Source organism: Klebsiella grimontii, assembly GCF_900200035.1.
Lineage (GTDB): Bacteria > Pseudomonadota > Gammaproteobacteria > Enterobacterales > Enterobacteriaceae > Klebsiella > Klebsiella grimontii.
This window is the reverse complement of sequence record NZ_FZTC01000015.1, coordinates 787,929-803,372: the sequence shown is the minus strand read 5'-3', so window position 1 is coordinate 803,372 and position 15,444 is coordinate 787,929. Positions and strand designations below refer to the sequence as shown.

Genomic DNA, 15,444 nt, shown 5'->3' with positions numbered 1-15,444 from the left:
TATTCAAAAAAGCTCAATTACGCGTGAGAAAAATTTGCTTCGTGACTGCATTCAAATTCCTGTCAATTATTTTTCCGAGGGCTTCATATTTAAAACTGTTAAGTTCATCACGGATTACGCCATATCTTATTTCCCGGCTATGCTATCCTGACCCTCATTTTCTGGGATAACCGCTGGATGTACTGTTTTTTGAGTAAACAAATCACCCTGCATTATTCCACTCACCGGAGGAAATCATGAACCAGCCGCTGCCAAATAAAAGCTTGCCGATGCCATCCTTACGCAATATTCAGGCATTTATTGAAGTGGCCGATACCGGCAGCCTGAACCTGGCAGCGGAGAATCTCAATATTACAGCTTCCGCAGTCAGTCATCAGATAGCCAGCCTGGAACAGTATCTGGGAAAGAAGATATTTTCCCGCAGCAGTAAAGGAATGGTCTTAACCACCATTGGTGAAAAATATCTTAAAGAAGTTTCCGGAGCCTTAAATATTATTGGCCAGGCCACTAACCAGGTGATTAATGATATCCACCAGGATTATTTACGGATTCATTCAGCGCCGAGCTTTGGCTTATTGTGGTTGATGCCCCGACTTCATAAGTTTCGCCAGGCCTGGCCGGAGCTTAAAATTAGCCTGACCTGTTCTTATGAAAGCATTCAGTTCTCCCGCGATAATATCGATATTGATATTCGCCACGGGCTCTCACAGTGGCCGACCCTGGTGGTCAAGACCATAAAAAACGAACGCATGCTCCCCTTCACCTCATCGACTTATTTAGCCGGACGCGACGTTCAGTCCATTGAAGATTTGTTGGCCTGCGATCTTATTCATTCCGATAGCACGCTGATCGGCTGGAGCAACTGGCTGTCCTGGCATAAGGTTCGCGGCTGGAATAAAAACTTTATTTTTAATTTTGACCGCTCCTATATGAGTATCGAGGCCGCGCGCATGGGGATGGGGATTATTCTTGAGAGTAATTTGCTGGCCGGGCAGAGCGTTCGTCAACGTCACCTGGAACCCGTCTTTAGCCGCGACGTCAGTATGCCGGTGAATGCCCATCACTTCGTTTTACCGCACCCGAATGAGCAAAAAGAGAAAGTGAAGATCTTCTTTAACTGGGTTGCCGAAGAGCTAAGCCACGAAGGATTTCATATCTAGCAGCAAACGGTGGACAAACTGCAAACCTGCGCCTAGAGTTAATCAATCGATTGATTAACTTTTCCAGCGCGATGACGACAACTCCCATTACCAGCAAGGGCGAGCAGGCGAAAAGCCAGCTTATCGCCGCCGCAATCGCCCAGTTTGGCGAATACGGCCTGCACGCCACGACCCGCGATATCGCCGCTCAGGCCGGGCAAAATATCGCCGCCATTACCTACTATTTTGGTTCCAAAGACGATCTCTACCTCGCCTGCGCCCAGTGGATCGCTGATTTTATCGAACACAATTTCCGCCCCCACGCACAGGCGGCGGAAGCGCTGTTCACTGAGCCTGTGCCGGATAAAACTGCGATGCGCAGCCTGATACTTGGCGCCTGCCAGAACATGATCCTGCTGCTGACCCAGGACGACACCGTCAATTTGAGCAAATTCATCTCCCGCGAGCAGTTGTCGCCGACGCCGGCCTACCGGCTCATCCACGATCAGGTGATTGCTCCACTACACTGCTACCTGACCCGTTTAATCGCCGCCTATACCGGCCTTAACGCCGACAGCACGCAAATGGTGCTTCACACCCACGCGCTGCTGGGCGAAGTGCTCGCTTTTCGCCTTGGGCGGGAAACGGTGCTGCGCCGCGCGGGCTGGGCCGAGTTCGATCGGGACAAAACCGCACAAATTATTGAGGTTATCACCTGCCATATTGATTTCGTTCTGGAAGGATTATCGCAAAGGAGTCTGGAGTCATGAAAAAACCGCTCATCATCGTTGTGCTGCTTCTCCTGCTGGTCGCTGTCCTTGGCGGAGGCTGGTGGTGGTACCAGAGCAGCCAGCAGAAAACGCTCACGCTATATGGCAACGTGGATATTCGTACCGTCAACCTCAGCTTCCGCGTGGGCGGGCGGCTGGCGTCGCTCAGCGTCGACGAGGGCGATGCGATTAAAGCCGGGCAGACCCTGGGCGAGCTGGATCGCGCGCCGTACGAAAACGCCCTCCAACAGGCGCAGGCCAACGTGTCCACCGCCCGGGCGCAGTACGACCTGATGATGGCGGGGTATCGTTCGGAAGAGATTGCCCAGGCCGCCGCCGCGGTCAACCAGGCGCAGGCGGCTTACGACTACGCGCAGAACTTTTACCAACGCCAGCTGGGGCTGCGCAAAAGCAGCGCCATCTCCGCTAACGACCTGGAAAACGCCCGCTCCTCGCGCGATCAGGCCCAGGCGACGCTGAAGTCCGCGCAGGATAAGCTGCGCCAGTATCGCGCGGGAAATCGTCCGCAGGAAATCGCCCAGGCCAAAGCCAGCCTTGAGCAGGCGCAGGCCGCGCTGGCGCAGGCGAAGCTCGATCTGCACGATACCACGTTGACCTCGCCGTCCGACGGAACGCTGATGACTCGCGCCGTCGAGCCGGGCAGCATGCTCAGCGCCGGCGGCACGGTGATGACGCTCTCGTTAACCCATCCGGTGTGGGTACGCGCCTATATCGATGAAAAAAACCTCGGCCAGGCCCAGCCGGGTCGCGAAGTGCTGCTTTACACCGATAGTCGCCCGGATAAACCCTACCGCGGCAAAATCGGCTTCGTTTCCCCTACCGCTGAATTCACGCCGAAAACCGTGGAGACGCCGGATCTGCGCACCGATCTGGTTTATCGCCTGCGTATTGTGGTCACCGATGCCGACGACGCGCTGCGCCAGGGGATGCCTGTCACCGTCACCTTCAGTCACGGAAACGGCCAATGAGCGAGGACGTCATTACGCTGAGCGGCCTGACCCGGCGCTTTGCCGGCATGGACCGCCCGGCCGTCGCGCCGCTGGACTGCACCATTCACTCCGGCTATGTAACCGGTCTGGTGGGCCCTGACGGCGCGGGAAAAACCACCCTGATGCGCATGCTCGCCGGGCTGCTGAAGCCCGACGCAGGCAGCGCAACGGTCATCGGCTACGACCCGATTGCCGACGATAGCGCCCTGCACGCGGTGCTCGGCTATATGCCGCAGAAATTCGGCCTGTATGAAGATCTGACGGTGATGGAAAACCTGACGCTCTACGCCGATCTGCGCAGCGTGACCGGCGAGGCGCGGGAAAAAACCTTCGCCAGGCTGCTGGAATTTACCTCCCTCGGCCCCTTTACCAGCCGGCTGGCGGGCAAGCTTTCCGGCGGCATGAAGCAGAAACTTGGTCTGGCCTGCACCCTGGTCGGCGAACCGAAAGTCCTGCTGCTTGATGAACCCGGCGTCGGCGTCGACCCCATCTCGCGCCGCGAACTGTGGCAAATGGTGCATGAACTGGCGGGCGACGGAATGCTGATCCTCTGGAGCACCTCTTATCTTGATGAGGCCGAGCAGTGCCGGGACGTGCTGTTGATGAACGAGGGCCAGCTGCTCTATCAGGGGGCGCCAAAAGAGCTGACGCAGACCATGGCCGGACGCAGCTTTTTGATTTCCAGCGGCGAGGAGAATAATCGCCGCCTCCTCCAGCGGACGCTGAAGCTGCCGCAGGTGAGCGATGGCGTGATTCAGGGGAAATCGGTACGCCTGATCCTTAAAAAAGAGGCCAGCATCAGTGAAGTCCAGAACGCTACCGATATGCCGCCGCTCGAGGTCGCCGAAACCGCGCCGCGCTTCGAGGACGCCTTTATCGACCTGCTGGGCGGCGCCGGGACCGCCGAATCGCCGCTGGGCAACATTATCCACACCGTGGAAGGCTCCCATGAGGACACGGTGATTGAAGCGCAGACCCTGACCAAGAAATTCGGCGATTTTGCCGCCACCGACCACGTTGATTTCCAGGTCAAGCGCGGGGAGATATTCGGCCTCCTCGGGCCTAACGGCGCGGGCAAGTCCACTACCTTTAAGATGATGTGCGGCCTGCTGGTCCCCACCTCCGGTAAAGCGCTGGTGCTGGGCATGGACCTGAAAGTCAGCTCCGGCAAGGCGCGTCAGCATCTGGGCTATATGGCGCAGAAGTTCTCGCTCTACGGCAACCTTTCCGTCGAGCAGAACCTGCGCTTCTTCTCCGGCGTGTACGGCCTGCGCGGGCGGGAGCAGAACGACAAAATCGCCAGCATGAGCGAGGCGTTTGGCCTGAAAAGCATCGCCCGGCAGGCCGCCGACGATCTGCCGCTCGGCTATAAGCAGCGCCTGGCGCTGGCCTGCTCGCTAATGCACGAGCCGGATATCCTGTTTCTTGATGAACCCACTTCCGGGGTCGATCCCCTCACCCGCCGTGAATTCTGGCTGCATATCAACAGCATGGTGGATAAAGGCGTGACGGTGATGGTCACCACCCACTTTATGGATGAAGCGGAGTATTGCGATCGTATCGGCCTGGTCTATCACGGCAAGCTGATCGCCAGCGGCACGCCGGACGATTTGAAGGCGCTGGCAGCGGATGATAAACAGCCTGACCCGACGATGGAGCAGGCATTTATCACCCTCATCCACGATTGGGACAAGGAGAACGCCGGTGAGCGCTAAATGGCTATCGTGGCGGCGCGTACGCGCCCTGTGCGTGAAAGAGACGCGGCAGATTGTCCGCGACCCCAGCAGCTGGCTGATTGCGGTGGTCATCCCCCTGCTGCTGCTATTTATCTTTGGCTACGGGATTAACCTCGACTCCAGCAAGCTGCGGGTGGGCGTGCTGCTGGAGCAGCAAAGCGAAGAGGCGCTGGATTTTGTCCATACCATGACCGGCTCCCCCTATATCGACGCCACCGTCAGCGATAACCGCCAGCAACTGGTGCAGATGATGCAGGCGGGACGCATTCGCGCGCTGGTAACCATTCCGGTAGATTTCGACCGCAAGATGGCCCGCCCCGGCGACGATGCGCCGATCCAGCTCATCACCGACGGCAGCGAACCGAATACCGCTAACTTCGCCCAGGGCTACGTCGAAGGCATCTGGCAAATCTGGCAGCAGCAGCGGGCGGAAGATCGCGGCGAAACCTTCGAGCCGCTTATCGACGTGCAGACGCGCTACTGGTTTAACCCGGCCGCCATCAGCCAGCATTTTATTATCCCCGGCGCGATTACCATCATTATGACGGTGGTCGGCGCGATCCTGACCTCGCTGGTGGTGGCCCGCGAGTGGGAGCGCGGCACCATGGAGGCGCTGCTGTCGACCGAGATTACCCGCGCCGAACTGCTGCTGTGCAAGCTGATCCCCTACTATTTCCTCGGCATGCTGGCGATGCTGCTGTGTATGCTGGTGGCGGTGTTTATTCTCGGCGTGCCGTTTCGCGGTTCGCTGGTGATTCTGTTTTTTATCACCAGCCTGTTTTTGTTGAGCACCCTGGGAATGGGGCTGCTGATTTCCACCATTACCCGCAACCAGTTTAACGCCGCGCAGGTGGCGCTGAACGCCGCGTTTCTGCCGTCAATTATGCTGTCCGGGTTTATTTTTCAGATCGACAGCATGCCGGCGATAATCCGCGCGGTGACCTACGTGATCCCGGCGCGCTATTTTGTTAGTACCCTGCAAAGCCTGTTTCTGGCGGGCAATATCCCGGTGGTGCTGCTGGTGAACGTAATGTTTTTAATCGCCTCGGCGGTAATGTTTATCGGCCTGACGTGGCTGAAAACCAAACGGCGTCTGGATTAATTTGTCTGCGCCCGCTTCCCGGGTCGCGGCGTGAACGCCTTACCCGGGCTACCGTTTCTGCCAGATTAGGTAGCCCGGATAAGCGCAGCGCAATCCGGGGATCACAAAGAGAGAATATACGATGTTTCATCGCTTATGGACGTTAATCCGCAAAGAGCTGCAGTCGCTGTTGCGCGAACCGCAGACGCGGGCGATTTTGATTATGCCGGTACTGATCCAGGTACTGCTGTTCCCCTTTGCCGCCACGCTGGAGGTAACGAACGCCACCATCGCCATCTATAACGAAGACAACGGCAAGCACGCCGTGGAGCTGACCCAGCGCTTCGCCCGCGCCAAAGCCTTCACCCACGTTCTGCTACTGAAAAGCCCGCAGGAAATACGACCCACCATCGATGAACAAAAAGCCCTGTTGGTCGTGCGTTTCCCGGCGGATTTTTCGCGCAACCTCGACACCAACCAGACCGCCCCGCTCCAGCTTTTGCTGGACGGGCGCAACTCTAACAGCGCGCAAATTGCCGCGAACTATCTCCAGCAGATCGTCAAAAGCTATCAGCAGGACCTGCTGGAAGGTAAAGCCAAACCGAACAATAGCGAGCTGGTGGTGCGCAACTGGTATAACCCGAATCTCGATTACAAATGGTTCGTGGTGCCGTCGCTGATCGCCATGATCACCACCATCGGCGTCATGATCGTCACCTCGCTCTCCGTTGCCCGCGAGCGCGAACAGGGCACGCTCGACCAGCTGCTGGTGTCGCCGCTGGCAACCTGGCAAATCTTTATCGGTAAAGCGGTCCCGGCGCTGATCGTCGCCACCCTGCAGGCAACCATCGTGCTGGGGATTGGCATCTGGGCCTATCAAATTCCGTTTGCCGGCTCATTGCTGCTGTTTTACTTCACGATGATCGTTTACGGCCTGTCGCTGGTAGGATTCGGCCTGTTGATTTCGTCGCTGTGCTCCACGCAGCAGCAGGCGTTTATCGGCGTATTCGTCTTTATGATGCCGGCGATTTTGCTCTCCGGCTACGTTTCGCCGGTGGAGAATATGCCGGTATGGCTACAGAACCTGACGTGGGTAAACCCGATTCGTCATTTCACCGATATCACCAAGCAGATCTATCTGAAGGATGCGAGTCTGGCAATCGTGTGGGGGAGTTTGTGGCCGCTACTGGTCATAGCGGCCACCACCGGCTCAGCGGCGTATGCGATGTTCCGAAGAAAGATCGCGTAGTTTTTTATCTTTCGCCAGCAGTGATACCACCGCCGGACCGGCCAGTATCGCCAGCCCGGCGAGGGCCAGCAGCAGGTTATTGTGCAGTACGCGCGACAGCAGCCACAGCACGATCACCGCGGTGCCGAAGTACCAGGTGGTGGTGAGTTCCTCAAGGAAATCACCGACGTCGCGCCAGCGCTCATCGTGATGGCGCTGCAAAAACAGCATCGACACTAACGTGACGCCGTACAGCACGCACAAACCTAATCCGACGCGCACCAGCGCGCCGCTCATCCAACCCATCACCAGTACTGCCACGACCAGTAGATGCAACATAATCTGCCAGCAACTAAGACCCGTTGCGACGCGTACACGTTGTTGCCACTTCATGGCTTCTCTCCTGAAGGATTTTTCTCTGCTACTCAGAGTACCGCACTTTACGGAAAATTCCGTATCACCGCATCTTTTTGTGACCTCTACTACACTATTTCCTACAGGAAAGTGACATTGCCCAGAGAAATAAGGACGAACAAATGCCGCGATTTTCGTTAAACGTGCTGACAATTAACACCCATAAAGGCTTTACTGCGTTCAATCGCCGCTTTATTTTGCCCGAATTACGCGAAGCGGTGCGCAGCGTCAGCGCCGACATTGTTTGCCTGCAGGAGGTGATGGGGGCGCACGAAATTCATCCGCTGCATATCGAAAACTGGCCGGATACCACCCACTATGAGTTTCTCGCCGATACCATGTGGAGCGATTACGCCTACGGCCGCAACGCCGTTTACCCGGAAGGACATCACGGCAACGCGGTGCTTTCTCGTTTTCCCATTGAACATTATCAAAATCTCGATGTTTCGGTGGGCAACAGCGAAAAGCGCGGCCTGCTCTACTGCCGCATCGTGCCGCCGGAAAGCGGAATCGCTATCCATTTATTCTGCGTGCACCTGGGGCTGCGCGCTCATCAACGCCAGGCCCAGCTGACGATGCTGGCGGAGTGGGTGAACGGTTTACCCGCGGGCGAACCGGTGGTGGTGGCCGGTGATTTTAACGACTGGCGGCAGCAGGCTAACCGGCAGCTTAAAGCCCAGGCCGGGCTGGAGGAGATTTTTACCCGCGCCAGAGGGCGTCCGGCGCGGACTTTCCCGGTCAGCTTCCCCCTGCTGCGCCTCGACCGCATCTACGTAAAAAACGCCCATGCCAGCCAGCCTAAAACGCTGGCGTTAAAACAGTGGCGTCATTTGTCCGATCATGCACCGCTTAGCGTGGAGATACATCTGTGAAATGCAGCTGGCAGGAAGGAAACCGCATTCGGCTATTAGAAAATGGCGATAACTATTATCCGGCGCTGTTTGCCGCCATTGGTCGCGCGCAGCAGCGGGTGATCCTCGAATCCTTTATCTGGTTTGAAGATGACGTCGGCAAACAGCTCCATGCCGTTCTGTTAAAAGCGGCCCAGCGCGGCGTGCGCGTCGAGGTATTACTGGACGGCTACGGCTCGCCGGATTTAAGCGAAAGCTTTGTGGGGGAGCTGACGTCGGCTGGCGTAATTTTTCGCTACTACGACCCGCGCCCGCGACTGCTCGGTATGCGCACCAATTTGTTTCGCCGCATGCATCGTAAAATCGTGGTGATCGACGACGTTACCGCCTTCGTCGGCGGAATTAACTACTCCGCCGAGCATATGACCGATTACGGCCCGGAAGCCAAACAGGATTATGCCGTGCAGGTTGAAGGGCCGGTGGTGCTCGATATCCTGCAATTTGAACTGGAAAACCTGCCTACCAATGAGGCGACCCGCCGCTGGTGGCAGCGGCGTCGGCATAAGCCTGAAATCAACCGCAGCCCCGGCGAGGCCCAGGCGCTGTTTATCTGGCGGGATAATCAGGATCATCGCGACGATATTGAGCGTCACTATCTGAAAATGCTGACCACCGCCCGCCGGGAAGTGATTATCGCCAACGCCTACTTTTTCCCCGGCTATCGCCTGCTGCACGCCATGCGCAACGCGGCCCGCCGCGGCGTGCGCGTCAAGCTTATCGTGCAGGGCGAACCGGATATTCCGATTGTCAAATTTGGCGCGCGCCTGCTTTATCACTATCTGGTGAAAGGCGGCGTGCAGATTTTCGAATACCGCCGCCGTCCGCTGCACGGCAAAGTGGCGCTGGCGGACGACCACTGGGCCACCGTCGGTTCCAGCAACCTCGACCCGCTCAGCCTGTCGCTGAACCTGGAAGCCAACCTGGTGATTCACGACCGCGAATTTAACCAGACGCTGCGCGATAATCTCAATGGCTTAATCCTTAACGACTGCCGCGAGGTCGATAAGCGCATTTTGTCGAAACGCACCTGGTGGCGGCTCGGCATTAGCGTGCTGGCGTTCCACTTCCTGCGCCACTTCCCTGCCTGGGTCGGATGGCTACCGGCCCATACGCCGCTGCTGTCGCGGGTTCAGCCCCCGGTACAGCCAGAAATTGAAACTCAGGATCGCGTAGACCCGGAAAATCAGGAGGTGAAATCCTGATGGCGAAATCTCACCCTCGCTGGCGGATGGCGAAAAAAATCCTGACGGTGCTCTTTTTTATCGCCGTCGTCGTTCTGCTGGTGGTCTACGCCCAGAAAATTGACTGGCAGGACGTGTGGAAAGTGATTCGCGATTACAACCGTACGGCGCTGCTCAGCGCCATCGGGTTGGTTATCGCCAGCTACCTGATCTATGGCTGCTACGATCTGCTGGGGCGCGCCTACTGCGGCCACAAGCTGGCTAAACGCCAGGTGATGCTGGTGTCGTTTATCTGCTACGCCTTTAACCTGACGCTCAGCACCTGGGTAGGCGGCATTGGTATGCGCTATCGGCTCTACTCGCGTCTGGGGCTGAGCGGGGCGACCATTACCCGTATCTTCTCCCTGAGCATTACCACCAACTGGCTGGGGTATATCCTGCTCGGCGGCATTATTTTTAGCTCCGGCATGGTGAAGGTTCCCGAGCGCTGGTATATCAGCCAGCCGTCGCTGCAAATTCTGGGCGTCGTTTTGCTGCTGATTTCCGCGTTTTACCTGTGGGCCTGCGCCTTTGCTAAAAAGCGCCATCTGACGATAAAAGGCCAGCGGCTGGTTCTGCCTTCCTGGCGCTTCGCGATATTGCAGATGGCGGTTTCCAGCCTGAACTGGATGGCGATGGGGGCGATTATCTGGCTACTGTTGGGGCCTCAGGTGGACTATTTTCTCGTGCTCGGGGTACTGCTGGTGAGCAGCATTGCGGGGGTTATCGTGCATATTCCGGCAGGCATTGGCGTGCTTGAGGCGGTGTTTATCGCCATGCTTTCCGGAGAAGAGATTTCGCGCGGCGCGATTATCGCCGCCCTGCTCGCCTACCGCGCGCTGTACTACTTCCTGCCGCTGCTGCTGGCGACCATCGGCTACTTAATTCTGGAGAGCCGGGCGAAGCATCTGCGGGAGAAAAACCAGCGCAAGCTGGCGGGAGAAGAGTAAAAAAAGCCCCGGTCGCGAATGCTGACCGGGGCTGCGGTTTGGTCGATATCGTGGATATCTGCCGCTATTTTATCCACTTCTCCGTTGATGAACTTTCCCGTTGGCGCTTCGCTGACTGAGCTACAGGTTCACCGCCATCTGAGATCCGGTAGCCCGGACAGATGCGCAGCATCGCCTCCGGGAACAAGTTAACGACGGTTGCCGAAAATGCGCAGCAGCATCAGGAACAGGTTGATAAAGTCCAGATACAGCGTCAGCGCCCCAAGAATCGAGTATTTGCGCAGCGTTGACGCATCTCGAACGTCAATCTGCTCGCCGATGTTTTTCAGCTTCTGGGTGTCATAGGCGGTCAGGCCGACGAATACGATCACCCCGATGTAGGTCACCGCCCACATCAGCGCTTCGCTCTTCAGCCAGAAGTTAACCAGCGACGCCAGCAGGATACCGATAAGCGCCATAAACAGCATATTGCCGAAGCCGCTCAGATCGCGTTTGGTGGTGTAGCCGTAAAGGCTCATCGCGCCAAACATCCCGCCTGCCACCACGAAGGTACTGGCAATCGACGAGTAGGTATAAACGATGAAAATGCTGGAAAGCGTGAGCCCGGTGAGCGCCGAATAGAGCATAAACAGGGTGGTCGCCATTCCTGCGCTCAGCCGCTGCACCATGCCGGAGAGCACGAATACCAGCCCCAGTTGGGCGATGATCAGGCCGAAAAAGGTTATTTTGCTGGAAAAGACGAACATCATCACCGCAGGGGTATTGGCCGCAAACCACGCGATAAACGCCGTGAGCAGCAGCCCGACCGTCATCCAGCCGTACACCTGCGCCATATAAGTTTGAAGTCCGCTGCGACCCTGTACGATCGCCCCGGAACGAGGATATCTGTCCATGACTGTCTCCTGATTAACGAAATTTATCTTCTAAGCGTACCACACTACCAGCGTTCTGCCGCCCTGCGGTCGCTATCTCGCGCATCGACCCAGCGCTCGCCTTCCGGCGTCGCTTCGCGCTTCCAGAACGGCGCGCGGGTTTTCAGGTAATCCATAATAAACTCCCCCGCCGCAAACGCGCTGCCGCGATGGACGCTGGTGACGCCGACAAAGACAATCTCTTCTCCGGGCCACATTTCGCCGATACGGTGAATCACCGTGACCCGCCCCAGCGGCCAGCGCTCGCGCGCCAGCTCAACGATTTCCGCCAGCGATTTTTCGGTCATCCCCGGATAGTGCTCAAGAGTCAGCGCTTTGACGCTGTCGCCAAGGTTGTGGTTGCGAACCTTGCCGGTAAAGGTCACCACCGCGCCGTCTTCATCGCGCTCGGCCAGCCAGGGATATTCGTCGCCGACCTTAAAGCGGTCGTGGCTAACGATAATACGCGTCTGCGTCATCTTATCCTCCGGTGACCGGCGGGAAAAACGCCACTTCATCGCCGGCCGCCAGCGGATGATCAAACGTCGTCAGCGTCTGGTTTACCGCCGCCAGTAGCTTGCCCTCCTCCAGCGCCAGCGCCCAGCGGTCGCCGCGGGCGATCAGCTGCTGGCGAACGGCTTCAACCGTGGAAAGCCCGTGCGAATCGAGCGTCAGGGAATCGGTGCCGAGCAGTTCGCGCACCTGAGCAAAAAAAAGGACCTTAATCATGGCTATCTTCCACTTTAAAATCGCCGGACTTGCCGCCGCTTTTCGCCAGCAGGCGCACCGGACCAATCACCATATCTTTCTGTACCGCTTTGCACATATCGTAAATCGTCAGCGCGGCGACGGAGGCGGCGGTCAATGCTTCCATTTCGACGCCGGTTTTCCCGGTCAGGCGGCACAGGGATTCGATGCGCACCCGGTTATGCTCGGGCTGCGCCTGCAGATGGACTTCGACTTTGCTCAGCATCAGCGGATGGCACAGCGGAATAAGCTCCCAGGTGCGTTTTGCCGCCTGGATCCCGGCGATGCGCGCGGTAGCGAAGACGTCGCCTTTATGATGGCTGCCGTCGATAATCATCGCCAGCGTCGTGGCCTGCATCTCAACATAGGCCTCGGCGCGCGCTTCGCGAACCGTCTCCGCTTTCGCCGAGACATCGACCATGTGCGCTTCGCCGGCGGCGTTAATATGGGTCAGCTGTGACATAAATTACTTCTTAAGGTGAGAGATAAAGTTGCACGGGCGCGTACGCGCATCGAGCTGCGGCGCAATAATATTGTCCCATGCGGTACGACAGGCTTTGGTTGAGCCAGGCATCGCAAAAATCAGCGTACGGTTGGCGACCCCGGCCACGGCGCGGGACTGCAGGGTCGAGGTGCCGATCTCTTCGAAGGAGAGCATGCGGAACACCTCGCCGAAGCCTTCGACCTCACGGTCAAACAGCGGCAGCAGCGCTTCCGGCGCCTGGTCGCCGTCGGTAAAGCCGGTGCCGCCGGTAATCAGCACCACCTGCGCCTCATCGCCGGCAATCCACGCCGACACCTGGGCGCGAATGGCGTAGCGGTTCTCTTTAACAATCGCCTTATCGACGATGACGTGGCCCGCCTCCTCTGCCGCATCGCGCAGCCAGTGGCCGGAGGTGTCGTCCTCTTCGCCGCGTCGGCTGGAGACGGTAAGAATAGCAATACGGGTCGGGATAAACTCAGCGCTGGCCTGGCTCATCTGATCGCTCCTTAAAATGAATTATCCGCCGATATACGACAGGTTCTGCGTAATACCGGTGTTGCCCTGATGCAGGAAATGAGTTTGCTTTTTGTGCGTTAACGCCTCGGAAATTCTCGCCTCCAGCGCCGACTGCTGCCGCTCATCGGCGAGCAGATCGCGCAGGTCGACGCCGCCTTCACCGAACAGGCACAGGTGCAATTTACCCACGGAAGAGACGCGCAGGCGGTTGCAGGTAGCGCAGAAATCTTTTTCATAAGGCATGATCAGGCCGATTTCCCCGGCATAGTCCGGATGGCAAAACACCTGCGCCGGGCCGTCGCTACGCTGGCGGATCTGATGGATCCAGCCGCGGCGCAGCAGCTCATCGCGCAGCACCATGCCCGAAATGTGATGGCGGCGAAACAGATCGCTGCCTTCGCCGGTTTCCATCAATTCAATAAAACGCAGCTGAATGCGGCGCGGCTGGATCCACGCCAGAAAGGTGTCGAGCTGGTGATGGTTAACGTCGCGCATCAGCACGGTATTGACCTTCACTTTTTCGAAGCCAGCGGCAAAGGCGGCATCGATGCCGTCCATCACCTGACGAAACTTGTCCTGGCCGGTGATGGCGTGAAACTGACGCGCATCGAGGCTGTCCACGCTGACGTTAATTGCCGTCAGCCCGGCATCGCGCCAGCTTTCAACATCCCGCGCCAGCCGGTAGCCGTTGGTGGTGACCGCAATCTGGCGAATGGAGGGATTTTCCCGCACGGCGGCGATGATGTCGGTAAAATCGCGACGCAGCGAAGGCTCACCGCCGGTCAGGCGCACCTTTTCCGTCCCCAGGGCGGAGAACGCGCGGGTGACGTGACGGACCTCATCGACGCTGAGGAAGCCTTTATTAGTGACGGCGCCGGGCTTATAGCCATCGGGCAGGCAGTAGGTGCAACGAAAGTTGCAGACGTCGGTAATTGATAAGCGCAGATAGTAAAACTTCCGCGCATATGCATCGGTAAGCTGTGAAGCCATAGACACCTTTCCAAATACGGGAGACGCGGTCATTTCTTTCCACGCCCTGGTGACAACCGAAGTTGTCACGGCCAAAGCACCATATCTTTTGACACAGGCACAGAGGCTAGAGTGTTAACGGGTTATGCCGATAGTAGCGCTTTCATAACGGTTTCGCCATTTCCGATTTCGTTATATATTCAATTACATATCGCTACGATCGCGCATTTTCGCTACAGAATAGCTAAAAACCACGCTTTTGCATTGATGTCGGTCAGGTTGTCAGGTCCCGCCCATCGTCTTTTAGGGGTAGATCGGTTACTGTGAGCCCGATTAATTGTTATAAGGGATTTTTATGCGCAATCGTACTTTCGCCGATCTTGATCGCGTTGTGGCTCTCGGCGGCGGGCACGGGCTGGGCCGGGTGATGTCATCCCTCTCTTCGCTCGGTTCACGCCTTACCGGCATCGTCACCACCACCGATAACGGCGGCTCTACGGGACGCATTCGTCGCGCGGAAGGCGGCATCGCCTGGGGCGATATGCGCAACTGTATTAATCAACTTATCGCTGAACCCAGCGTGGCGTCGGCGATGTTTGAGTACCGTTTTAGCGGCAACGGCGAACTTTCCGGGCATAACCTCGGAAATCTAATGCTTAAGGCGCTGGATCACCTGAGCGTCCGGCCGCTTGAAGCGATCAATTTGATCAGAAATCTCCTTAAGGTTGACGCGTTTCTGATCCCGATGTCGGAACAACCGGTCGATCTGATGGCCATTGACCACGAAGGGCACGAAGTCTACGGCGAAGTGAATATCGATCAGCTTGCCAGCGTGCCGCGCGAGCTTATGCTATCGCCGCCGGTCCCCACCACCCGCGAAGCGATAGAAGCCATCGCCGAAGCCGACTTAATTCTGATTGGCCCCGGCAGTTTCTATACCAGCCTGATGCCGATTCTGCTGCTCGATGAGATGGCGCAGGCGCTACGCCGCACGCCCGCGCCGATGGTGTTTATCGATAATCTGGGCAAAGAGCACAGCCCGGCAGCCAGCCTGACGCTGGCGGACAGAGTCGCCATTATGGAACAGCAGATCGGTAAACGGGTGATTGACGCGCTGGTGGTCGGCCCGAAGGCCGATATCGCAGGGATTGAAAATCGGGTCGTCATTCAGACGCCCCTTGACGCCAGCGATGTGCCCTATCGTCACGATCGGCAGCTATTACGCCGCGCGCTGGATAAAGCGATTCAGGCCTTAGGCTAATCCTCAAAGCAGGCTTATTGTCGGGACACAATCAGGCTGGCTTAAAATCTTAAGGTTGTCTTAAAAAAAAACGGGCAGCATAGCGAACATCTCTTTA

Annotated in this window: 17 protein-coding genes and 1 riboswitch; of the genes, 10 read left to right on the top strand and 7 right to left on the bottom strand. The window is 57.4% G+C overall.

Annotated features, from left to right (window positions below):
* Nucleotides 1-236 precede the first annotated feature (236 nt).
* The 6 genes from KOSB73_RS11595 (at nt 237) to KOSB73_RS11570 (ending at nt 6,985) form a co-directional block, all read left to right on the top strand.
* Complete coding sequence (locus KOSB73_RS11595; RefSeq protein ID WP_004135224.1) at nt 237-1,160, top strand: LysR substrate-binding domain-containing protein; 924 nt, start codon at nt 237-239, stop codon at nt 1,158-1,160.
* 71 nt (nt 1,161-1,231) lie between these two features.
* Nucleotides 1,232-1,909 carry a transcriptional regulator CecR gene (gene cecR / locus KOSB73_RS11590; RefSeq protein WP_024360135.1) on the top strand — a complete coding sequence of 226 codons (678 nt, stop codon included), beginning with the start codon at nt 1,232-1,234 and terminating at the stop codon, nt 1,907-1,909.
* Nucleotides 1,906-2,898, top strand: a complete 993-nt coding sequence (hlyD, locus tag KOSB73_RS11585; RefSeq protein WP_049087275.1) for a secretion protein HlyD — start codon at nt 1,906-1,908, stop codon at nt 2,896-2,898. The genes cecR and hlyD overlap by 4 nt, the downstream gene beginning before the upstream one ends.
* A complete protein-coding gene (locus KOSB73_RS11580; RefSeq protein WP_024360137.1) occupies nt 2,895-4,634 on the top strand; it encodes an ATP-binding cassette domain-containing protein in 1,740 nt (579 codons plus the stop codon). The genes hlyD and KOSB73_RS11580 overlap by 4 nt, the downstream gene beginning before the upstream one ends.
* Complete coding sequence (locus tag KOSB73_RS11575; RefSeq protein ID WP_004135232.1) at nt 4,624-5,757, top strand: ABC transporter permease; 1,134 nt, start codon at nt 4,624-4,626, stop codon at nt 5,755-5,757. Before KOSB73_RS11580 ends, KOSB73_RS11575 begins: the two co-directional genes overlap by 11 nt.
* Nucleotides 5,758-5,878: 121 nt before the next feature.
* Nucleotides 5,879-6,985, top strand: coding sequence for an ABC transporter permease (locus KOSB73_RS11570; protein WP_004135234.1), 1,107 nt, complete (start codon nt 5,879-5,881; stop codon nt 6,983-6,985).
* Here KOSB73_RS11570 and KOSB73_RS11565 read toward each other — a convergent pair.
* Nucleotides 6,947-7,357 (bottom strand): YbhQ family protein, encoded by a 411-nt coding sequence (locus tag KOSB73_RS11565; RefSeq protein ID WP_004135236.1) that lies wholly within the window; start codon nt 7,355-7,357, stop codon nt 6,947-6,949. The genes KOSB73_RS11570 and KOSB73_RS11565 overlap by 39 nt on opposite strands.
* Before the next feature lie 143 nt (nt 7,358-7,500).
* On the opposite strand from KOSB73_RS11565, the gene KOSB73_RS11560 reads away from it, so the two are divergent.
* From KOSB73_RS11560 to KOSB73_RS11550, 3 genes are read left to right on the top strand one after another with little or no spacing between them, the layout of a single operon-like run.
* Nucleotides 7,501-8,250: an endonuclease/exonuclease/phosphatase family protein gene (locus KOSB73_RS11560; protein WP_004135238.1), complete on the top strand. Its 750-nt coding sequence runs from the start codon at nt 7,501-7,503 to the stop codon at nt 8,248-8,250.
* Nucleotides 8,247-9,491, top strand: a complete 1,245-nt coding sequence (gene clsB / locus KOSB73_RS11555; protein ID WP_098140519.1) for a cardiolipin synthase ClsB — start codon at nt 8,247-8,249, stop codon at nt 9,489-9,491. The genes KOSB73_RS11560 and clsB overlap by 4 nt, the downstream gene beginning before the upstream one ends.
* A complete protein-coding gene (locus KOSB73_RS11550) occupies nt 9,491-10,459 on the top strand; it encodes a lysylphosphatidylglycerol synthase transmembrane domain-containing protein (protein WP_004135242.1) in 969 nt (322 codons plus the stop codon). Before clsB ends, KOSB73_RS11550 begins: the two co-directional genes overlap by 1 nt.
* Nucleotides 10,460-10,647: 188 nt before the next feature.
* Here KOSB73_RS11550 and KOSB73_RS11545 read toward each other — a convergent pair whose 3' ends face one another.
* From KOSB73_RS11545 to moaA, 6 genes are all read right to left on the bottom strand, one after another.
* Nucleotides 10,648-11,352: a Bax inhibitor-1/YccA family protein gene (locus tag KOSB73_RS11545; protein WP_004135244.1), complete on the bottom strand. Its 705-nt coding sequence runs from the start codon at nt 11,350-11,352 to the stop codon at nt 10,648-10,650.
* 44 nt (nt 11,353-11,396) lie between these two features.
* Nucleotides 11,397-11,849, bottom strand: coding sequence for a molybdopterin synthase catalytic subunit MoaE (moaE, locus tag KOSB73_RS11540; protein WP_004135245.1), 453 nt, complete (start codon nt 11,847-11,849; stop codon nt 11,397-11,399).
* A gap of 1 nt (nt 11,850) precedes the next feature.
* Nucleotides 11,851-12,099 carry a molybdopterin synthase sulfur carrier subunit gene (gene moaD / locus KOSB73_RS11535; protein ID WP_004135247.1) on the bottom strand — a complete coding sequence of 83 codons (249 nt, stop codon included), beginning with the start codon at nt 12,097-12,099 and terminating at the stop codon, nt 11,851-11,853.
* Nucleotides 12,092-12,580, bottom strand: coding sequence for a cyclic pyranopterin monophosphate synthase MoaC (moaC, locus tag KOSB73_RS11530; protein ID WP_024360139.1), 489 nt, complete (start codon nt 12,578-12,580; stop codon nt 12,092-12,094). Before moaC ends, moaD begins: the two co-directional genes overlap by 8 nt.
* A 3-nt stretch (nt 12,581-12,583) precedes the next feature.
* Nucleotides 12,584-13,096, bottom strand: coding sequence for a molybdenum cofactor biosynthesis protein B (moaB, locus tag KOSB73_RS11525; protein ID WP_004135251.1), 513 nt, complete (start codon nt 13,094-13,096; stop codon nt 12,584-12,586).
* A 21-nt stretch (nt 13,097-13,117) separates the two neighbouring features.
* Nucleotides 13,118-14,107 (bottom strand): GTP 3',8-cyclase MoaA, encoded by a 990-nt coding sequence (moaA, locus tag KOSB73_RS11520; RefSeq protein WP_004135253.1) that lies wholly within the window; start codon nt 14,105-14,107, stop codon nt 13,118-13,120.
* Nucleotides 14,095-14,233: riboswitch (molybdenum cofactor riboswitch) on the bottom strand. (Overlaps the previous gene by 13 nt.)
* 208 nt (nt 14,234-14,441) lie before the next feature.
* Between moaA and yvcK the strand changes: the two genes are divergently transcribed.
* Complete coding sequence (yvcK, locus tag KOSB73_RS11510; RefSeq protein WP_004135255.1) at nt 14,442-15,347, top strand: uridine diphosphate-N-acetylglucosamine-binding protein YvcK; 906 nt, start codon at nt 14,442-14,444, stop codon at nt 15,345-15,347.
* Nucleotides 15,348-15,444 lie beyond the last annotated feature (97 nt).

Bases quoted from the DNA above. Each gene is read 5' to 3' on its own strand.
- KOSB73_RS11595 (WP_004135224.1), top strand. From the start codon at position 237: ATGAACCAGCCGCTGCCAAATAAAAGCTTGCCGATGCCATCCTTACGC.
- cecR (WP_024360135.1), top strand. From the start codon at position 1,232: ATGACGACAACTCCCATTACCAGCAAGGGCGAGCAGGCGAAAAGCCAG.
- hlyD (WP_049087275.1), top strand. From the start codon at position 1,906: ATGAAAAAACCGCTCATCATCGTTGTGCTGCTTCTCCTGCTGGTCGCT.
- KOSB73_RS11580 (WP_024360137.1), top strand. From the start codon at position 2,895: ATGAGCGAGGACGTCATTACGCTGAGCGGCCTGACCCGGCGCTTTGCC.
- KOSB73_RS11570 (WP_004135234.1), top strand. From the start codon at position 5,879: ATGTTTCATCGCTTATGGACGTTAATCCGCAAAGAGCTGCAGTCGCTG.
- KOSB73_RS11565 (WP_004135236.1), bottom strand. From the start codon at position 7,357: ATGAAGTGGCAACAACGTGTACGCGTCGCAACGGGTCTTAGTTGCTGG.
- KOSB73_RS11560 (WP_004135238.1), top strand. From the start codon at position 7,501: ATGCCGCGATTTTCGTTAAACGTGCTGACAATTAACACCCATAAAGGC.
- KOSB73_RS11550 (WP_004135242.1), top strand. From the start codon at position 9,491: ATGGCGAAATCTCACCCTCGCTGGCGGATGGCGAAAAAAATCCTGACG.
- KOSB73_RS11545 (WP_004135244.1), bottom strand. From the start codon at position 11,352: ATGGACAGATATCCTCGTTCCGGGGCGATCGTACAGGGTCGCAGCGGA.
- moaE (WP_004135245.1), bottom strand. From the start codon at position 11,849: ATGACGCAGACGCGTATTATCGTTAGCCACGACCGCTTTAAGGTCGGC.
- moaD (WP_004135247.1), bottom strand. From the start codon at position 12,099: ATGATTAAGGTCCTTTTTTTTGCTCAGGTGCGCGAACTGCTCGGCACC.
- moaC (WP_024360139.1), bottom strand. From the start codon at position 12,580: ATGTCACAGCTGACCCATATTAACGCCGCCGGCGAAGCGCACATGGTC.
- moaB (WP_004135251.1), bottom strand. From the start codon at position 13,096: ATGAGCCAGGCCAGCGCTGAGTTTATCCCGACCCGTATTGCTATTCTT.
- moaA (WP_004135253.1), bottom strand. From the start codon at position 14,107: ATGGCTTCACAGCTTACCGATGCATATGCGCGGAAGTTTTACTATCTG.
- yvcK (WP_004135255.1), top strand. From the start codon at position 14,442: ATGCGCAATCGTACTTTCGCCGATCTTGATCGCGTTGTGGCTCTCGGC.